14 protein-coding genes are annotated in these 16,833 nt (G+C 60.1%); 3 read left to right on the top strand and 11 right to left on the bottom strand.

The window, feature by feature from the left end:
- Positions 1-4 precede the first annotated feature (4 nt).
- The 3 genes from Q0288_RS09685 (at position 5) to Q0288_RS09675 (ending at position 3,456) form a co-directional block, all read left to right on the top strand.
- The gene (locus Q0288_RS09685; protein WP_366914740.1) at positions 5-142 is read left to right on the top strand and encodes an LptF/LptG family permease; all 138 of its coding nucleotides are present in this window, start codon (positions 5-7) and stop codon (positions 140-142) included.
- A gap of 104 nt (positions 143-246) precedes the next feature.
- On the top strand, positions 247-1,383 hold the full coding sequence (locus Q0288_RS09680) for a DegT/DnrJ/EryC1/StrS family aminotransferase (RefSeq protein WP_299429847.1): 1,137 nt from the start codon (positions 247-249) through the stop codon (positions 1,381-1,383).
- Positions 1,384-1,428: 45 nt separating this feature from the next.
- Positions 1,429-3,456 (top strand): M3 family metallopeptidase, encoded by a 2,028-nt coding sequence (locus tag Q0288_RS09675; RefSeq protein WP_299429845.1) that lies wholly within the window; start codon positions 1,429-1,431, stop codon positions 3,454-3,456.
- Positions 3,457-3,490: 34 nt separating this feature from the next.
- Here Q0288_RS09675 and ugpE read toward each other — a convergent pair whose 3' ends face one another.
- The 11 genes from ugpE to Q0288_RS09620 form a co-directional block, all read right to left on the bottom strand.
- A complete protein-coding gene (gene ugpE, locus Q0288_RS09670; RefSeq protein WP_299429841.1) occupies positions 3,491-4,333 on the bottom strand; it encodes a sn-glycerol-3-phosphate ABC transporter permease UgpE in 843 nt (280 codons plus the stop codon).
- A gap of 6 nt (positions 4,334-4,339) precedes the next feature.
- Entirely contained in the window at positions 4,340-5,221 is an 882-nt protein-coding gene (gene ugpA, locus Q0288_RS09665; protein WP_299429839.1) for a sn-glycerol-3-phosphate ABC transporter permease UgpA, read from the bottom strand.
- Between the two features lie 165 nt (positions 5,222-5,386).
- Positions 5,387-6,712: a sn-glycerol-3-phosphate ABC transporter substrate-binding protein UgpB gene (gene ugpB / locus Q0288_RS09660; RefSeq protein ID WP_299429837.1), complete on the bottom strand. Its 1,326-nt coding sequence runs from the start codon at positions 6,710-6,712 to the stop codon at positions 5,387-5,389.
- Between the two features lie 138 nt (positions 6,713-6,850).
- Positions 6,851-8,443: an NAD(P)-dependent oxidoreductase gene (locus tag Q0288_RS09655; protein ID WP_299429835.1), complete on the bottom strand. Its 1,593-nt coding sequence runs from the start codon at positions 8,441-8,443 to the stop codon at positions 6,851-6,853.
- An 18-nt stretch (positions 8,444-8,461) separates the two neighbouring features.
- Positions 8,462-9,652, bottom strand: a complete 1,191-nt coding sequence (locus Q0288_RS09650) for a DegT/DnrJ/EryC1/StrS aminotransferase family protein (RefSeq protein WP_299429833.1) — start codon at positions 9,650-9,652, stop codon at positions 8,462-8,464.
- 457 nt (positions 9,653-10,109) lie between these two features.
- Positions 10,110-11,054 carry a glycosyltransferase family 4 protein gene (locus tag Q0288_RS09645; protein WP_299429831.1) on the bottom strand — a complete coding sequence of 315 codons (945 nt, stop codon included), beginning with the start codon at positions 11,052-11,054 and terminating at the stop codon, positions 10,110-10,112.
- Between the two features lie 12 nt (positions 11,055-11,066).
- Complete coding sequence (locus Q0288_RS09640) at positions 11,067-12,221, bottom strand: glycosyltransferase (RefSeq protein WP_299429829.1); 1,155 nt, start codon at positions 12,219-12,221, stop codon at positions 11,067-11,069.
- Positions 12,221-13,360: a glycosyltransferase gene (locus Q0288_RS09635; RefSeq protein ID WP_299429827.1), complete on the bottom strand. Its 1,140-nt coding sequence runs from the start codon at positions 13,358-13,360 to the stop codon at positions 12,221-12,223. Before Q0288_RS09635 ends, Q0288_RS09640 begins: the two co-directional genes overlap by 1 nt.
- Complete coding sequence (locus Q0288_RS09630; RefSeq protein ID WP_299429825.1) at positions 13,357-14,553, bottom strand: O-antigen ligase family protein; 1,197 nt, start codon at positions 14,551-14,553, stop codon at positions 13,357-13,359. Before Q0288_RS09630 ends, Q0288_RS09635 begins: the two co-directional genes overlap by 4 nt.
- A 1-nt stretch (position 14,554) precedes the next feature.
- The gene (locus Q0288_RS09625; protein ID WP_299429823.1) at positions 14,555-15,652 is read right to left on the bottom strand and encodes a glycosyltransferase; all 1,098 of its coding nucleotides are present in this window, start codon (positions 15,650-15,652) and stop codon (positions 14,555-14,557) included.
- Positions 15,653-15,662: 10 nt separating this feature from the next.
- A partial coding sequence (locus Q0288_RS09620; RefSeq protein WP_299429821.1) for a glycosyltransferase occupies positions 15,663-16,833 on the bottom strand: 1,171 nt, incomplete at its 5' end.

The following is a 16,833-nucleotide window of genomic DNA, read 5'->3' as shown; positions in this document are numbered from 1 at the left end:
CACCATTGCCTACTACCTGGCTTTCAGTACCGGCAAGGTGCTGGCCCTGTCGGGCCCATTTCCTCCCGAAATTGCGGCCTGGGCCGCCAATCTGCTGGGCATTGCGGCGGGCATCTGGCTGGGGAAGGGCATCTACCGGTAGGCCTGGGTTTTCAATGCCGGGGGAAAGGAAGCAGATCCCAGGCCATTTGCTGTTTACGGCAAAAATCAACCAGCGATGTACTAAGCTATAGAACAGGTGTTTGCATGGTTCCAATTCTTGACCTCAAGCGTGAGTACCTCGAGCTGAAAAATGAGATAGATGCTGCTTTGGAGCGTGTACTGACCTCCGGCGGGTTTGTGGGTGGCCCCGAGGTTGCGGCCCTGGAAGCCGAGCTTTCGGAGTTTCTGCAGGTGCCCCACGTGGTGACCTGTGGTTCGGGAACCGATGCGCTCTTTATCGCCCTGCGGGCCATGGGGGTTGGGCCGGGGGATGCGGTCATCACCAGCCCTTTCACCTTTATCGCCACCATCGAGGCCATTCAACATGCTGGAGCGATACCCGTCCTGGTGGACATTGACCCCCAGACCTTCAACCTCAATCCGGCGTTGTTGGAAGCGGCCCTCACACCGCGCACCAGGGCGATTCTGCCGGTGCATCTGTACGGACAGGTCGCACCCATGCAGGAAATCTTGAGCCTGGCGCAAAAACACGGTTTGAAGGTTCTGGAAGACGCAGCTCAGGCCATTGGGGCCAGGTACTGTGCTTCTGACTGCAAACGACTGCTGGGCAAGGGTTGTGACGGTGCGCATCCTCAGGCCGGAACCTTGGGCGATGCGGGGGCCTTTAGCCTTTATCCCACCAAAAACCTGGGGGCGTATGGCGACGCGGGCTTCATCGCCACCAGAAGCGAGCAGGTTGCCGAGGAGTCGCGCCTGCTGGCGGCCCACGGTTCCCGGGTGCGCTACCACCACGTGCGGCCTGCGGGCTATACCTCGAGGCTCGATGCGCTGCAAGCAGCCATCCTGCGGGCCAAGCTGCCCCATCTGGAAAGCTGGAACTCCCGCCGCCGACAGATCGCCCAGATCTACACCGAAGGGATGAAAAACCGGGTTCAGACCCCCTGTGAAATGCCCTATGCACTGCACATCTATCACCAGTACACGGTGCGCCATCCCGAACGCGACCGGCTGGCAGCCCACCTCAAAGACCGTGGTGTCGGCAGCAGCATCCACTACCCGGTGCCAGCCCACCTTCAACCCGCTTACCGCGACCTGGCCCCCAAAGGCTCCCTCCCCGCTGCCGAAGCCGCTGCCCGCGAGGTGTTGAGCCTGCCCATGCACCCTTTTTTGGAGGAGCTGCAGGTGGAAGCCGTGGTTCGGGCCGTGCAGGGTTACGCCTAAAGGCTACACATCATCTACACCTGACCACGCTTATACTAATGTGCTATGCACGAGAACCCTCTGCTGGAGATTCGCTACGATACTCCGTTTGACGATATCCAACCCCAGCACATCGAGCCTGCCATCCAGACCCTGATCGCCCGCGCGGAAGAAGAATTCCAGGCCATTCTGGGTGTGGAAGGGCCGCGCACCCAGGCCAACACCCTGGTGGCCCTGGATCGGCTGGGCGAGACCCTTTCCTATGCCTATACGCTGGTAGCCCACCTCGAGAGCGTGGTCTCTACCCCCGAACTTCGCGCGGCATACAATGCCATCATCCCCCCCATCACCGCCTTTAGTACCCGGGTGCAGATTTCCGCCGAGCTTTACCAGGCCCTCCAGGAGTTTGCTGCTACTCAGGAAGCTCTGCAACTTTCCCCAGACTGGGCTCGTTTTTTGAAGCTGCGCTTAGACGATTTCCTCCGGCAGGGGGCCGACCTTCCAGCAGACCCGAAGGCCCGCCTCGAGGCCCTCAATACCCGCCTTTCGGAGATCACCACCCGGTTCGAGCAACACCTCACCGACTCCACCGCCGACTGGGAGCTTTATCTCGACGAGAGCCAGGTGGCGGGCCTGCCCCCGAGTGCGCTCGAGGCAGCCCAGGCCAGCGCTCGCTCGAAGGGCCGCGAAGGCTACCGATTCACCCTGCAACAACCCACTTTTTTGGCCCTGCAAACCCACCTCGACGACGGCGAAATTCGTAAGCAAACCTACCTGGCCTACTACACCCGTGCCACCGAGCCGGGCCGAGACAACCGCCCCCTGATTGACGAAATCCTGGCTCTGCGCCGCGAAAAGGCCGATCTGTTGAGTTATGCTAATTTTGCTGACTACGTGCTGGAAAACCGCATGGCCAGCAAAGCTGAAACCGCTCTGCGTTTCGAGCAGGATTTACGCGAGGCCTACGAGCCCTACTTTCACAAAGAGGTCGGGGCCCTGCAAGCCTTCCGGCGCGAACTCGAAGGCCCCCAGGCTCCCCCACTGCAACCCTGGGATGTTGCCTACTATGCCGAAAAACGGCGCAAAGCCCTCTACGATTTCGACGAGGAAGAACTGCGCCCCTACTTTGCCCTGCCCCAGGTGCTGGCCGGGCTCTTTGAAATTTGCCGCCGGGTATTTGGCATTCAGGTGCGCGAAATTGAGGGGGTTCAGACCTGGCACCCCGAGGTCAAAACCTACGAGATTTATCGGAACAAGGAGCGCATTTGCCGCTTCTTCACCGACTGGCACCCCCGTGAAAACAAGCGTGGCGGAGCCTGGATGAACTCCCTTATTCGTGGGGTGCGCAACGGCCAGACCACCGAGCCCCACCTGGGCCTGATGTGCGGCAACCTGACCCCTCCGGTGGGCAACCAGCCCTCCCTGCTGACCCACCGCGAGGTCGAGACCGTCTTCCACGAGTTTGGGCACCTGCTGCACCTGGCCCTTTCCAGCGTGGAAGCCCGTAGCCTGGCCGGAACCCAGGTAGCCCGCGACTTTGTGGAGCTGCCCAGCCAGATCATGGAAAACTGGTGCTGGGAGCGCGAAGCCCTGGACTTGTTTGCCCGTCATTATCAGACCGGTGCACCTATCCCAGAAGAGCTGTTCGGAAAGCTGACCCGGGCCAGAAACTACTGGGCTGCCAGCCTGGGGATGCGGCAGTTGTCATTTGGAATGCTCGACCTCTCGCTGCACGTTCGCTACCTTCCCAGCGATGGCGACGTGGTGAGTTACGCTCGAGCCATCATGCAGCCCTTCGTGCCTGCACCCCTGCCCGAAGACTATGCTTTTGTGGCCGGGTTTGCCCACCTCTTTGGTCATCCGGTGGGCTACGCGGCTGGCTACTATTCGTATAAATGGTCGGAGGTGCTGGACGCCGACGCCTTCTCACGCTTCAAGACCGAGGGCATCTTCGACCCTCGGACTGGCCAGGACTTCATCTCCCACATCTTGAGCAAGGGCAACGCGGTAGACCCCGCCGAGCTCTTCCGCCGCTTCCTGGGCCGCGACCCTGACCCCAGGGCCCTGCTGGCCCGGTCGGGGCTGCTGGACTAAATTAAGGCTCCCATCCTGGTTTTTTGCAGATACTTTACTTGTCGGCATCCACCAGACCCTTGACGAACCAGCGCTGCATCAGGATGATCACCATCACCGGCGGTAGTAAGGCTAGCACGGTTGTAGCCATGATCAGGTGCCAGTCGGTCTGGGCCTCCCCCGTACCAATCATCTTGACAATGCCTACAATTACGGTCTGCATCTGCGAGCTGGTCGTAATCAGCAGGGGCCAGAGATACTGGTTCCAGCCGTAGATGAACATAATCACGAAGAGGGCCGCGATATTGGTGCGCGATAACGGCAGCAGGATGGACCAGAAAAAGCGCATCGGGCCTGCACCGTCCATTTTGGCAGCGTCCACCAGCTCATCGGGGATGGTCAGGAAAAACTGCCGAAAAAGCAGGGTTGCGGTTGCGGAGGCAATCAGCGGGATAATCAGGCCCTCGAAAGTATTCACCATGCCAAAGTCGGCAACCACGGCATAGGTGGGAATTATCCTGACCTCGACGGGCAGCATCAGGGTTAGAAAAATTAGCCAGAAGAAGAACATGCGGCCCGGAAACCTGAAAAACACCACCGCATAGGCTGATAGCAGCGAGACGGCTATCTTTCCGAAGGTGATACCCAGAGCCATGATCAGGCTGTTCTGCATCAGGCCCAGAGCCGGGTTGCCACGCACCCGTTCTCCCTGGCCGCTCTGCAGGGCCTGCTGGTAGTTGGTGAGCCACTGATCTCCAGGGAGCAAGGGCATCTGTCCACGCCCAATCGTACCGGCATCGTGGCTCGAGCCGATGGCCGCCAGATAAATTGGGAAAGCGAAGATCAGCGCCCCCAGAATCAGGATGAAGTGTGCCAGCCAGTTATGGGGTCTGCGCATAGGTACCTAGTAGTGCACCCGCTTCTCGAGGTAGCGGAACTGGAGCATGGTCAGGAGGATCACCCCAGCCATCAAAATCACCGACTGGGCCGAAGAACCCCCCAGGTCTACATTGACCACCCCGTCGCGGTAGATGCTGTACATCAGGGTGGTGGTGGCCACGCCCGGCCCGCCCTGGGTTAGCGCGTGAATCACCCCGAAGGTGTCGAAAAGGGAGTAGATCAGGTTCACTACCAGCAGGAAAAAAGTGATGTGTGAGAGTAGCGGAAACGTGATCAACCAGAAGCCCCGCATCCCACTGGCCCCATCAATGGCTGCAGCTTCGGTGATGGAGCGGGGAATTGACTGCAGGGCCGCCAAAAAGAACAGGAAGTTGTAGCTGATCTGTTTCCAGGCCGAGACCAGAATAACCAGCAGCAAGGCCTGGGCGCCGTTCATCCGGTAGTCCCAGGGAATGCCCAGCGCAAGCAAGCCCTGCCCAACATAGCCGATGTCCGGGTGAAAGATAAACAGCCAGAGCACTGCCGCCACCGCCGGTGCAATCGCGTAGGGCCAGACAATCAGGGTGCGGTACCCCGCTGCTCCCCGCACAACCCTGTCGGCCATCACCGCTAGCAGCAAGGCGGGGGCCATCGCCAGCAGAGTGACCGCAAGCGAGAAGATCAGGGTCACCCGCGCAGCTTCCCAGTAGTGGGGGTCCTGCAAAACCAGGGCGAAGTTTTCAAACCAGACGAACTGAGCGTTCAGCCCAAAGGGATCTTGCTGGTAGAGCGCCTGCCGGATGGCTTCGGCTGCTGGGTAAATGAAGAAGACCACCGTGATAATGATCTGGGGGGCCAGCAACAAGTACGGTAGAACTCTGTTGGGATAAACTACACGCCTTTGCATAGTGAAGGGTAGAACCTTATCAGCGGCCCAGGGCCAGTGGCTTAGCCGAGTTGGCTGCGGCAGAAACTTCCCCGCAGCCAACGCCCGCCTGTTTTGTAGATGACCAGATCACAGGATCGCGAGTTACTTCGACGGTTCTATACCACACCGAACTATCACAAACAGCTATCGGTGGGCACGCTCAAAGGCTGCCAGCACGGCATCGCCACGCCTGACCGCATTGTCGAGAGCCTGCTGGGCAGTCTGACGGCCCTGAAGGGCGTTTTCTACCTCTTCTTGGATGATGTTGCGAATTTCGGGCATATTACCCAGGCGGAGACCTCGAGAGTTAACGGTCGGCTCGGTGCGGGTCAGCTGGAGCAGCGGCAGGTCGCGGCCCGGATTGGCCCGGTAGAAACCAGCCGCATTCAGTTCGTTGAAAACGTCCTGGCGGATGGGCAGGAAACCGGTCTCGGAGTGCCAGCGGCGGGCAACTTCGGGGCGGCTGATAAAGCGGAAGAACTCGGCAACGGCGCGGTACTCCTGGTCGGTGCGGCCCGGAGCGGTCATCACCCAGAAACTGGCCCCACCGATAATCGAGTTGATGGGAGCACCCCTGACATCATCGTAGAAAGGCAGGTTGGCCACGCCCCAGTTAAAGGTAGCCTCGCTCCGCACCCGTCCCAGTAGCGCCGAAGACCCGTGCAGGATCGCGCAGGTGCCGTTGACAAACAGGGCATCGGCGGCCCCATCGCGTCCACCGTAGGTGAACGAGCCTTCTCTTTGCATGTCCATCAGGGTCTGCAGGTGGCGCAGGTGCAAAGGACTGTTAATCTGAAGTCGGGCATCCAGACCCTCCATGCCATTGGCGCGGGTGGCCAGGGGGACGTTGTGGATCGCACTGAACTGCTCAAACTGCGTCCAGGTGGGCCAGGCGGTGGAAAAGCCACAGCGCGCTGCACCGCTGGCAACAATTCGCCTGGCAGCGTTACGCAGTTCAGTCCAGGTGCGCGGGGGCTGGTCGGGATTGAGGCCGGCAGCACGGAACGCATCGCGGTTGTACCAGGTGATGGCAGTTGAGCTGTTGAACGGCAACGACATCAGGCGGCCATCGGGCAGGCTGTAATAGCTGCGGACAGCGGGAAGGAAGACGCTGGGGTCGAAGGGAACCCCGGTGCGGGCAAACAACTGATAGACCGGAACAATCGCCCCCCCCGCATGCATCATGGTAGCTGTACCCACCTCGAACATCTGCACGATGTGAGGGGCATTCCCGGCCCGGAAAGCGGCAATCGCCGCTACCATGGTCTCGGGGTAGCTGCCACGGAAGGTGGCATTCACCTGAAAGCGGTCTTGCGAACGATTGAAATCATCAGTGATGGTCTCGAGCAACTGGCCCAGCGGTCCACCAAGGCCGTGCCAGAACTCCACCCGCACACGCTGAGCACTGGCGCTCATTAACAGGCTCATTAGCAGAGCTACCAGCAGCAGAGAAAGGACTCTTTGACGCATGATTTATCCTCCTAGGGAGAGAACCCTGCGCCATTAAAGGCAGGCCTTGTCAACGGGAGGTCAGGCCACAAAGGGGATGTATACCATTCCGTACAAACAAAAAGGGAGGGTTTCACCCCCCCTTTTTGTTCGACGCGCTCAGGCTTGTGGGGTAGCGATGGGGGGTTTTTCCTCGGTGGTATTCTGCATGTGGGCCCGCTCGATCAGGCCTTTCTCCCAGCCCAGGTAGTACTGCTTGACCGACTCCGAAGCGGTATCCTCGGTGAGGTACTTGACGTTGGAGTACATCGAGGCCCGGTAGTCGCGCACCCTGCCGCTACGTAGAGCATCAATCACCTGCTGGATGCCCTTCTCTACCGTCCACTGAGGCACGAATCCCAACAGGTTGCGAATCTTGGAGAAGTCCACCCGGTAGTTGCGGCGGTCGCCATCACGACCTGAGTCAATCAGCTCGGCGTCGGGCACCAGTTTCTTGACCAGCTCTCCGACCATGCCCAGGGTCAAGTTGCCGTCGTTGCCCCCCACATTAAAGGTCTCGTTATGAACGCGCTCTTTGGGGGCTTCGGTGGCAAGCATTACCGCCAGTGAGGCATCGTCCACGTGGACAAAGGGCCGCCACTGGTCACCGCCAAACACCGTGATCTTCTTGTCTACAATGGCCTTGGCAGTGAGCAGGTTAACCACCAGATCGAAGCGGGTGCGGCCTGAAAGGCCGAAGATGGTGCCGAAGCGCAGGATCACCACCGAAAAATCGTCGCTCTGGAGCTTGTGCAGCACCTGTTCGGAGGCAATCTTGGAGCGGGCGTAGAGCGAGACCGGGTAGAGGTTGCTACGCTCGTTGAGCACGATATCGCTGGCCCCGTAGACCGAGCAGGTGCTGGCGAAAACAAAGCGCTTGACCCGCATCCCTTTGGCAATCTCGGCGATGGTGCGGGTAGCAACCAGGTTGATTTCGGTGGTCAGGTTTTCGTCGAGGGCACAGGCCGGGTCACCCACCAGGCCGCCCAGGTGTACCACGGTGTCCACGCCGCGCATGGCCTCCACCACTTTGTCCACCTGGCGGAAGTCGGCCTGGATGATCTCCAGGTTAGGGTGGTGCAGCACATGGGCAATAGGCTCTTTACCGAACATCAGCAGGTCTAAGAGGCGCACCTTGTAGCCCTTCTCCAGGAGCCGGGGCAGCAGACCCGAGCCGATGTATCCTGCACCGCCAATCACCAGGATGGTGCGGTCGTTGAGCTGGAGGTTGGGGATGGGGATGGGATTGGCTTTGGCTTTGCGCTCGAGCTCAACAATAGACCAGTAGTGTACCCAAGCCCGGGAGCCCAGGGTAAGAACCAGCGTGAATAGAAAGCCCAAGAACACCACCAGGCTGGGCGGATTGATCGCTACTGGAAGCATAAAAACAGTAAAGCCGTACACCAGATAGGCCAGGGCCACCGCCTGGGCTACCACCAGCATCTTGTAACGGCCGCGGTAGGCTCGACCCCTGGTGTAGAAGCCGTTGGCGGCAAAAATGGCAAAGCTAACCAGCATCAGAATCCAGATGTTTTGGGCATACACTTGCGCATACTGCCCCAACAGGCTGGGGTTGGCTCCCGCTCCACTATAGGCCAGGAGCAAATGAACCACCATCGCTGCCGCAAAACTCCCCCCCACCATCAACTGATCGGCCAGGGCCCGCAATACCACATCGGGGCTAAAACGCAATTCCTTCAAATTCTGAATCATCCCGGCTCCTCTCGCGCCTTAGCGCGAAGCCTCCAGCATCACTTGTTCGACCACATCGGCTGCGGCCTTGATGTGCTCCATGCACAAGGTAGGGTGCACCAGGAGCATCAGGGAGGTCTCACCCAGTTCCTGGGCTACCGGCAGGCGCTCGGCGGGCTGCCAGCCCCGGCTGGTAAAGGCTTTCTCGAGGTAAATCTCACTGCAACTCCCGCTCATACAGGGGATACCGATATCACTCACCACTTGCATGATCCGATCCCGGCTCCAGCCCGGCTTGAGCAGTTCGGGGCGTACGTAGACGTAGTACTTGTAATAGGCGTGGTACAGGTCGGAGGGCACTTCGGGCACCCGCAGGGCTGGGATTTGGCGGAAGCGTTGGCTCAGGTAGTGGGCGTACATCCGACGCTTCTCGATCCAGGCATCCAGTTTGCGCAAAATTACCCGACCCATCGCCGACTGCATCTCGAGCATGCGCCAGTTGGTCCCGAAGTCCTCGTGCAGCCAGCGGAAGCCCGGAGGGTGTGGACGGTTGTATACTGCATCGTAGCTCTTGCCGTGATCCTTGAAGCTCCAGGCCTTGTTCCATAGTTCGTCATCGTTCAGGGTGAGCATCCCGCCCTCCCCGCCGGTGGTCAGAATCTTGTCCTGGCAAAAAGACCAGGCCCCGGCATGGCCAATGGAACCCACACTCCTGCCCTGGTACTTTGCCCCGTGGGCCTGGGCGCAGTCTTCGATCACCCACAGGTTGTGCTTACGGGCCAGTTCCATGATGGGATCCATGTCGGCGGGCCAGCCCGCCAGGTGTACCACGACGATGGCCCTGGTACGGGGAGTGATGGCCCTCTCGATGGTCTCCGCAGTAATCAAGCCGCTGTCGCGATCCACATCGGCCATGATCGGTCTGGCCCCGCGCATCACCACCGCACTGGCCGAGGCAATGAAGGTGCGCGGAGTGGTAATGACTTCGTCTCCATCCCCGACGCCCATCGCATAGAGCGCGAGTTCAATGGCTACCGTACCATTATGCAAAGCGATGGCATGTCTGGTTCCCACATAGTCGGCAAATTCGCGCTCGAAAATGCGGCCCTCCTGGCCCGTCCAGTAATTCACCTTTCCCGACTGAAGCACCTTCACCGTGGCTTCAATTTCATCGGGTTCAAAGTAGGGCCAGGGAGCAAAGGGCGTGATGGTAACGGGATTTTTCAACATCAGTGCGCTCCTTCATAAAATCGGAGACATTCATCTCCAGGGGTATGCTAGAAAGATTAGGTCAAATAGCGTTATGGTTGCGTTATTCGCTAAAAAGTACGATGCGTAGCCGCATTGTCACCTTCGTTACGCCTGGTCGCAAGGCTTTTTCACGCTGCAACACAGCAGTAACGTGCTTAATAACGAAGCCTGACCTGCAAACACACCCAGTGTCGGTTCCGGGATCTCCAGGAAAGCCCGTTCAGGAAGTTTTTATTTCGGATTATAGAGCCATTCCGCTTCAAACCGTCCATAACATGGCGTTACAGATCAATGGGTCATTTGTCCCTACCGCACTCGGTGTTGGGGAAGGGGTATGTGCCCACCGTACCGCCGATTGGTGGGAAGTGCCCCGGGTGCGGTGCCAGTAACCGGGCGGAGGGGCCTTTCCGATTTGACTAAACCAACACGGCGCGGTTTAGAGCGCGCCCAGCCGATAGGCTGACCAGAATAAAACGGCCACGACCAGGAGGATGAGTGGGGCTCCAACCAGCAAAACAGCGTTGCTGACAATCAGACCCACTTTGACCAGAAGGGCGGTAACTGCCCAGACTACCAGCACGGTTCTGGTAGGGTTACGCACATAAAGCTGATCCAGCCGGTCGTAGGTATGGTCGCGGTCGCCATCGAAAATGGGCTTGCCCCGGCGCCAGCGCCGGATAATACCCGCCGCCATATCGTAAAGCGGAAAACTTACCATTACCCCGGCGGCTAGAAAGGTAATCCAGCCGTGGGTGGCGGAGAACATCAACAGCATGGCCAGCATATAGCCGGTAGAGAGGCTACCGCAATCACCCATGAAGGTTCTGGCCTTGGGATAGTTCCACACCAGGAAGCCCACCAGGCTGCCCACCACGATGATGGCCAGCATAGCCTCGAGTTGCAGCGCCCACAGCATCACTGCCAGCCCTGCCGCCGAAATCATGGCGTTGCCAGAGGCCAGCCCGTTCATACCATCGATCAGGTTCACAGCGTTGGCCATCACTGGAACCAGCACGATACCCATGGCCAGGCCCAACCAGCCCAACTCGCTCCAGAAGTGCAAGCCCAGCGCCACCCCAGCCACCAACTCGGCAGCCAGGCGGGTCTTGGGCGAGAGGTTGTAGCGGTCGTCGAGGGTGCCCGTTGTAGCTATGATCAGCAGGCCCAACAAGGCCCATCCGGACAAGGAACCCGTATATAAACCCCAGATGGCAATGGTTGCCACGATGCCCATCCCACCAAAGCGCGGGGTTGGCAGGGAATGAATCTTTATTTCCCCCGGCTTGTCTACGATGCCCAGCACTCGAGCCAGCGGAATGGACCACCCCACCAGAGCAACCGCAGATACCACTGTGAACAACAGCAACCACCAGTCCAACACAAGCTTCCTTTCCTAGGCGGGCTTTGGCAGCGGCTTATGGCCCAGTGCCACTGCATAGAGTTCCTCGTGTAGAGCAAGCACATTTTGCAGATCATAGGTCTGTACGTGTTCTTGCCCCTTGCGGCCCAACTCCTGGCTTGCTGAAGGGTTTTCCAGCACCCAGCGCATGGCCTGAACCAGGGCGGGCACGTCCCCCACCGGGTGGAGCAGACCAGCCCCATCCCGTAGCAACTCCTGGATTCCACGTACATCGGCCCCTATCGCGGGAATCCCCAGACAAAACGATTCCATGATAGCCCTCGGCAAGCCTTCCTGCTCGGACGGAAGCAGGGTCGCAACGGCCCCCTGGATCAGAGCCGGAATGTCCCGACGAAAGCCCAGAAAGTGCACCCGCTGGGTGATACCGAGTTTTGCTGCATAGGCTTTCATCTCTTCCAACAAGACCCCTTCCCCGGCCAGTACCAGGTGGGCGGAGGGTTCGCCCAGGTGCGCAAAGGCCCGCAGCGCATCCTGGTGGCGCTTGCGCGGGATAAACTCGGCAACCATCAGGAAGTAGGGTTGGTGCGGGTCTAGTCCCATGGAGGCCCGTAGCTGCGCGACCTGCTCCGGTGCAACCCGCCGGCTCGAGTAGAAGTCCAGGTCTACCCCAATACCGGGCATATAGACGGTTCGTGCCGACCCCACCAGCCGGTGGGCCACCCGGCGGTCGGTCTCGTTCATCACCACCAGGTAGTCGGTATAACGCTTGACCAGCCACTCCAGGCTATAGAACAGTGCATTCTTTAGCGGGTGGCCGTGGGGATGAAAGTGGAAACCGTGGGCGGTATAGATCAGCCTGCCCCGGCCCGAAGCCAGCCAGCCACGCAGGGCCAGTCGGGTTACGAAGGCCGCAATCGGGGTGTGTACATGGACGATATCGTAGCCTTCCCGCTTCACCAGGCTATGCAGTTCACGCATTGCCAGCAGCACATTGCGCGGATCCTGGGCCTTGCGTGACATCTGCACATCGAAGAGCTGGTCAAATACGGCTTTGGACTGTTCGCATCCGGGCGCACCGGCGGCAGCACCATCCACCTGCCAGCCCAGCCGCCGAAAGTGTGCCGCATAGGGTAGCAGGAACTCGGTGAAAAACAGAGAGGTGGTGGCCACCATGAGCAGTTTGGGCATCAGGGTTCTCCTAAGACTTGCGGCGTTTTTTGACTGAGCAAGCGCAGGTAAAGCGCTTCCCAACGGCTTATAACCCCTTGCAGGTCGTAGTGCGCGAGCACCAAAGCCCGGCCTGCCCTGCCCATGTCTTTACGCTCGAGTTCGGATTTCCGTCTCATCTGGCGCATGGTTGTCGCCAAACCGGCGCTATCCTGGGGGCGCACCAGCATACCGCTACGACCCTCCTGTACCACCTCGTGGTTTCCGCCGACATCGGTTGCCACGATCGGCAATTCTATGGCCGCCGCTTCCAGGAGCACCATCGGCATCCCCTCCCAGGCTGAAGACATCACGTAGGCATCGGCAGCCTGCATCAGACGGGGCACATCGCCCCTGGCTCCCAGAAACTGCACGCGTTCACCTAGTTGCAGGCTCTGGGCCAGTTGACGCATGGACTCCAGCAACTGCCCCTGGCCCACCAGCCAGAGTTGATCCGTGGGATGGCCCGGTGCAACCTCGGCGAAAGCCTGCAAAAGATTGGGATAGTCCTTGGCCTCGGTAAAGCGGCCTACCGCCAGCCATACAAAGCTGTCCCGAACACCCATTTCATCACGCACGGCCTTACGCCAGGCGGCATCGGGTGCAAAACGCTGGGTGTCCACCCCGTTGGCCATAAACATACCCCGTCCAGGGGCAATCGCACCCACCTCGAGGTAGCGCCTGAGTCCGGCCTGACTCACCTGGGTGGTCAGGTCGCACCAGGGGTCGGTCAGGCGGTAGGCCAGCTCACGCCAACGCCCCCCTTCGTTAATGTTGTGGGCTGTGCAGATGAGCAATGGAATCCGCACCCAGGGACGCACCAGCCGGGCCAGCAGGTTGGCGTGTACCATGTGGGCGTGCAGTACCGTAGGCTGAAACTCGCGCAGTATCTGCACCAGTTTCCAGGGCCCTTTCAGGCTGGGCCAGCCTGCCCGCATCTCGAGGGTTTCGACGGGAATTCCAGCCCGAACCAGATCCTGGGCCCTCGGCCCCAGGGGGGTCATACAGACCACCCGCACCCTCCAGCCCGCCCGCGCAAAGCCCAGGGCCAGCTCGACGAGCTGCGACTCGGCCCCCCCGTATATGAGCGAGGTGATCAGAAACAACACTCGGCGATTCACGCCGTCCCCCTCGAGGTCTTCCCCCTGAGCCTTCCCAGGGCCATTTGACCCGCCTGTCCAAGCGCGGCGTAATGGGCCAGGATGATGCCCAGCACAAACCAGGTCTGTTTGCGCCACTCCCAGTTCTGGGCCATTAAGGCCAGCAAGAGAATTATGAAGACCGCCCCCCAGAGCATCCGCTCAAGGCCGGTCATCTGCCAGATACTGAAGACCACGCCCGCCAGCAGTAGCAGCAGCAAGACCAGTCCCACCACCCCCATCTCTGCGGCAATGCCAACAAAAAGGTTGTGGGGGGCCACCCACTGCCGAAACCAGGGATGGGTCTCTAGCGAGACCCCGAAGGTGCCTGCGCCGGTTCCCAGCAAGGGCTGGTCGCCCAGTACCTGCCAGCCTGCGGCCCAGATATGGGTGCGGTCGTTAAGGGTGCCGGTGCTGACCTCCTCAGCCAGGGTCGCCAGGCGCGAGATGCTCTCCGGTGGAACCAACACCGGCAACAGCGTAATGGCCAGTGCAGCAAAAACCCCCACCAGACCCTTAATCTGCCAGGAGGCTCGGGGCAGGGTCAGGATTACGAAGAGCAGCCCCACGACCACGCCCAGCAGTCCCGCTCGAGCCGCCGTCAGGAGCACCACCCCCAGGGCCACCAGGGGGTATAGCCAGTAGAGCCAGACCAGGCGGCTTCGCGTCTCGCGCAAGGCCAGATACCAGGCCAGCGGAATTCCCAGTGCCAGGACAAAAGACAGGTCGCCGGGGTCGAAATTGGCCGCAGCATAGCGCTGGAAAACCACCTCGCTGCCACTGAGGAAGTGGTAGATGGTGTTGCCGGCTGCCACATAGGCCCCCAGGACATAAGCCGCCAGTATCCGCCGTACCGGCGCTTCATCCTTCAAAACCACAAACAGGGCCCAGAAAAATATCCACAGCAACCCGAACTGCAAAACGCGCTCGAGGGTGTCCTGGGGGGCAATGCTCCAGAAATAGCTGAGCATCGCCAGCAGTACGAAACCCAGCCCCACCAGGTGTGCCCAGTGCAGTCTCAGGTGCCCTGAAGTGACCACATAGGCCAGGGTGACAACGGCAGCCAGGATGCCCACATACCGGCTCAGGGTGCCCACCCCCGGAATCAGCAACACGTTTTCCCAGGGGATGGTGAAGACATACAGCCACAACACCGCATAGGCCAGACGAGCCACTTCACATCCCCCTTAAGAGCTTCAGGTACTGCTGCACCACCACCGCCTGGGTGTAGTCAGCATAAGCTGCTTCCAAAACGGGCTTGAACGGCTCGGAAAGGCTGGCCGTAATGGCCTGGGCCAGGGCCTCAGCATCTTGCATGGGCACCAGGCGGCCCAGAACTCCCCCGCGCAAAATTTCCATCGGCCCACTTGGGCAGTTGGTGGACACCACCGGGGTTCCCAGGGCCAGAGCTTCAATCAGTACCGTAGGTAGTCCCTCCCAGTCGGACGATAGAACAAACATAGCAGCCCTTTTCATATAGGCGTAAGGATTTTGCACAAACCCCGGCAGACTGACCTCGCCTTGCAGACCCAGTTCGGCAATCAGGGTTTCCAGCGCCGAGCGATCCTCACCCTCCCCCAGAATCATCAAGCGGGAGGGTTGTTGGGTGCGCACCCTGGCAAAAGCGCGGATCAGGTTGGGGAAATTCTTCTGCCGGGTTAGGCGGCCCACCCCCAGCAAGACCGGCGGCTGGCCAGGTTGAAGCCAGGGGTGCTCTACCGGTTCGTCGGCCCGCCGGAAGAGGTCGGGCGTAACCACCGGGTTGTGGATGACCATGACCTTTTGGCGAATCCCGGTCATCTTGATAAAATCATCCACCACGCCCTGTGAAACCCCCACGATACCGGTGGCCCAGGGGTAAAAGAGCTTCATGGCCACTGGAGTCAGGCGACCCCGAAAGGAGGCCGAGTGGCTGGCGTCCTGGGTCGGGGTGTTCTGCATACAAACTGCCACCCGGCTCTGCCCTCCCGCCAGCCGCCTTGCCCAAAGGGCCACCACGTTGGCGTGATCGAGGGCCGAAACCATCCCCACCGGCCTTACTTCCCGCAGGTAGCGGGCCAGAGCAGGCATACTGGACAATACCCGCCCCGCTTTCAAATCCACCACCCGAACCTGGGGGGGCACCATCTTCAGGTAAGGGCCAGTAGCCGAGGCCAGCACCAGATCTACATCTACATTTTGTTCTGCCATCCCGATGGCCAGGTTGAGCATCGAGCGTTCGGCTCCGCCCCCCAATAGGGCTGGGAGATAGACTGCAAATCGTTCTCTAGACACCCACTACCCCCTACATCCCATACGGTTTTGACCCGGCCAACGCGGGCGGGCCCAGCACTTCCTCCAGGAGGGCCGCGTAGTTGGCAACTGCCCGCTCTACCGAAAAATGCTCCTTAACCCTGGTTCTGGCCGTTGCGCCGAAACGTGTTTGCAGGTTCGGGTCTCGCAACACCCGAACCAGTCCGTCGGCCAGAGCCTGGGGGTCGCGGATATCCACCAGCAGTCCATCCACCCCCGAGTTCACAAACTCGGGGGCAGTGGCAAACCGGGTCAGAACCACGGGCTTACTCAGGTACATGGCCTCCGAAAGAACCAGGGGCGAAGCCTCGCCAAAAGCTGAAGACATGGTGAAAACCGTGGCCCTGGCCATGTACTTGTAGGGGTTCGACTCAAAACCCGGCATCCAGACCTGTTCCCCTACACCCAGCTCCGAAACCAGAAACTCCAGCCTGGGGCGCTGCTCACCTTCGCCCAGGATAACCAGCCGGGCCAGGGGAATTCGCTCCAGTACCAGTTTAAAGGCCCGCAGGAGGGTGGGAAAATCCTTCATGGTATCCATCCGCCCTACCGAGAGAACCACCGGGTGCTGGCCCTGGAACCAGGGGTGCTCGACAGGCTCCTGGGATTTGTGCTCGAGGTCGGGGGCAATGGCCGGATTGTAGATTACGCGGAAGTTGGAACCGGGATAGATCGCGCCTGATAAACGGGCCACTTTCTCCGATACAGCCACATAGGCATCCGCACGACGAACCAGAAGCCGAATCAGTGCAGTTTTGAGCGCCCCCCGCAACCCTGATCCCAGGTAACCCTGAATTTCGTTGTGTTCGGTAAGAATCCACCTGGGCCGCTGCGTGCTGGGCAGCAAGGCCAGCGCAATCCCCACCGTGAGGTGCACCCTGGGCCAGGCCGAGAGCAGCAGGTCGGGCCGGTAGTCGGAGATCAATCGCACCAGTCGGCGCACCTGACCGGGAATGGCCCGGTGTTTCATGGCCGAACGCTCGGTAGGCGCAGGCAGAATGGTCACGTTAGCCGGTAGCCGGGCCCCAGAGAGCAGGTCGCCTGGTTCGGAACCCTGGGCCACAACCAGGATGTCATAGTGCGTCGCAAGGCCACCCGACAGGTACTGCACCACCCGCTCGACCCCGCCGTAGCCGAGAACAGGAATGTAAAAAAGAACTTTA

The organism is uncultured Meiothermus sp. (assembly GCF_937863175.1).
GTDB lineage: Bacteria > Deinococcota > Deinococci > Deinococcales > Thermaceae > Meiothermus.
The sequence above is the reverse complement of the archived record's forward strand: the minus strand, read 5'-3'. Positions and strand labels throughout refer to the sequence as shown.

Bases quoted from the DNA above. Each gene is read 5' to 3' on its own strand.
- ugpB (WP_299429837.1), bottom strand. From the start codon at position 6,712: ATGCGTCAAAGAGTCCTTTCTCTGCTGCTGGTAGCTCTGCTAATGAGC.
- Q0288_RS09675 (WP_299429845.1), top strand. From the start codon at position 1,429: ATGCACGAGAACCCTCTGCTGGAGATTCGCTACGATACTCCGTTTGAC.
- Q0288_RS09655 (WP_299429835.1), bottom strand. From the start codon at position 8,443: ATGATTCAGAATTTGAAGGAATTGCGTTTTAGCCCCGATGTGGTATTG.
- Q0288_RS09680 (WP_299429847.1), top strand. From the start codon at position 247: ATGGTTCCAATTCTTGACCTCAAGCGTGAGTACCTCGAGCTGAAAAAT.
- ugpA (WP_299429839.1), bottom strand. From the start codon at position 5,221: ATGCAAAGGCGTGTAGTTTATCCCAACAGAGTTCTACCGTACTTGTTG.
- ugpE (WP_299429841.1), bottom strand. From the start codon at position 4,333: ATGCGCAGACCCCATAACTGGCTGGCACACTTCATCCTGATTCTGGGG.
- Q0288_RS09650 (WP_299429833.1), bottom strand. From the start codon at position 9,652: ATGTTGAAAAATCCCGTTACCATCACGCCCTTTGCTCCCTGGCCCTAC.
- Q0288_RS09640 (WP_299429829.1), bottom strand. From the start codon at position 12,221: ATGCCCAAACTGCTCATGGTGGCCACCACCTCTCTGTTTTTCACCGAG.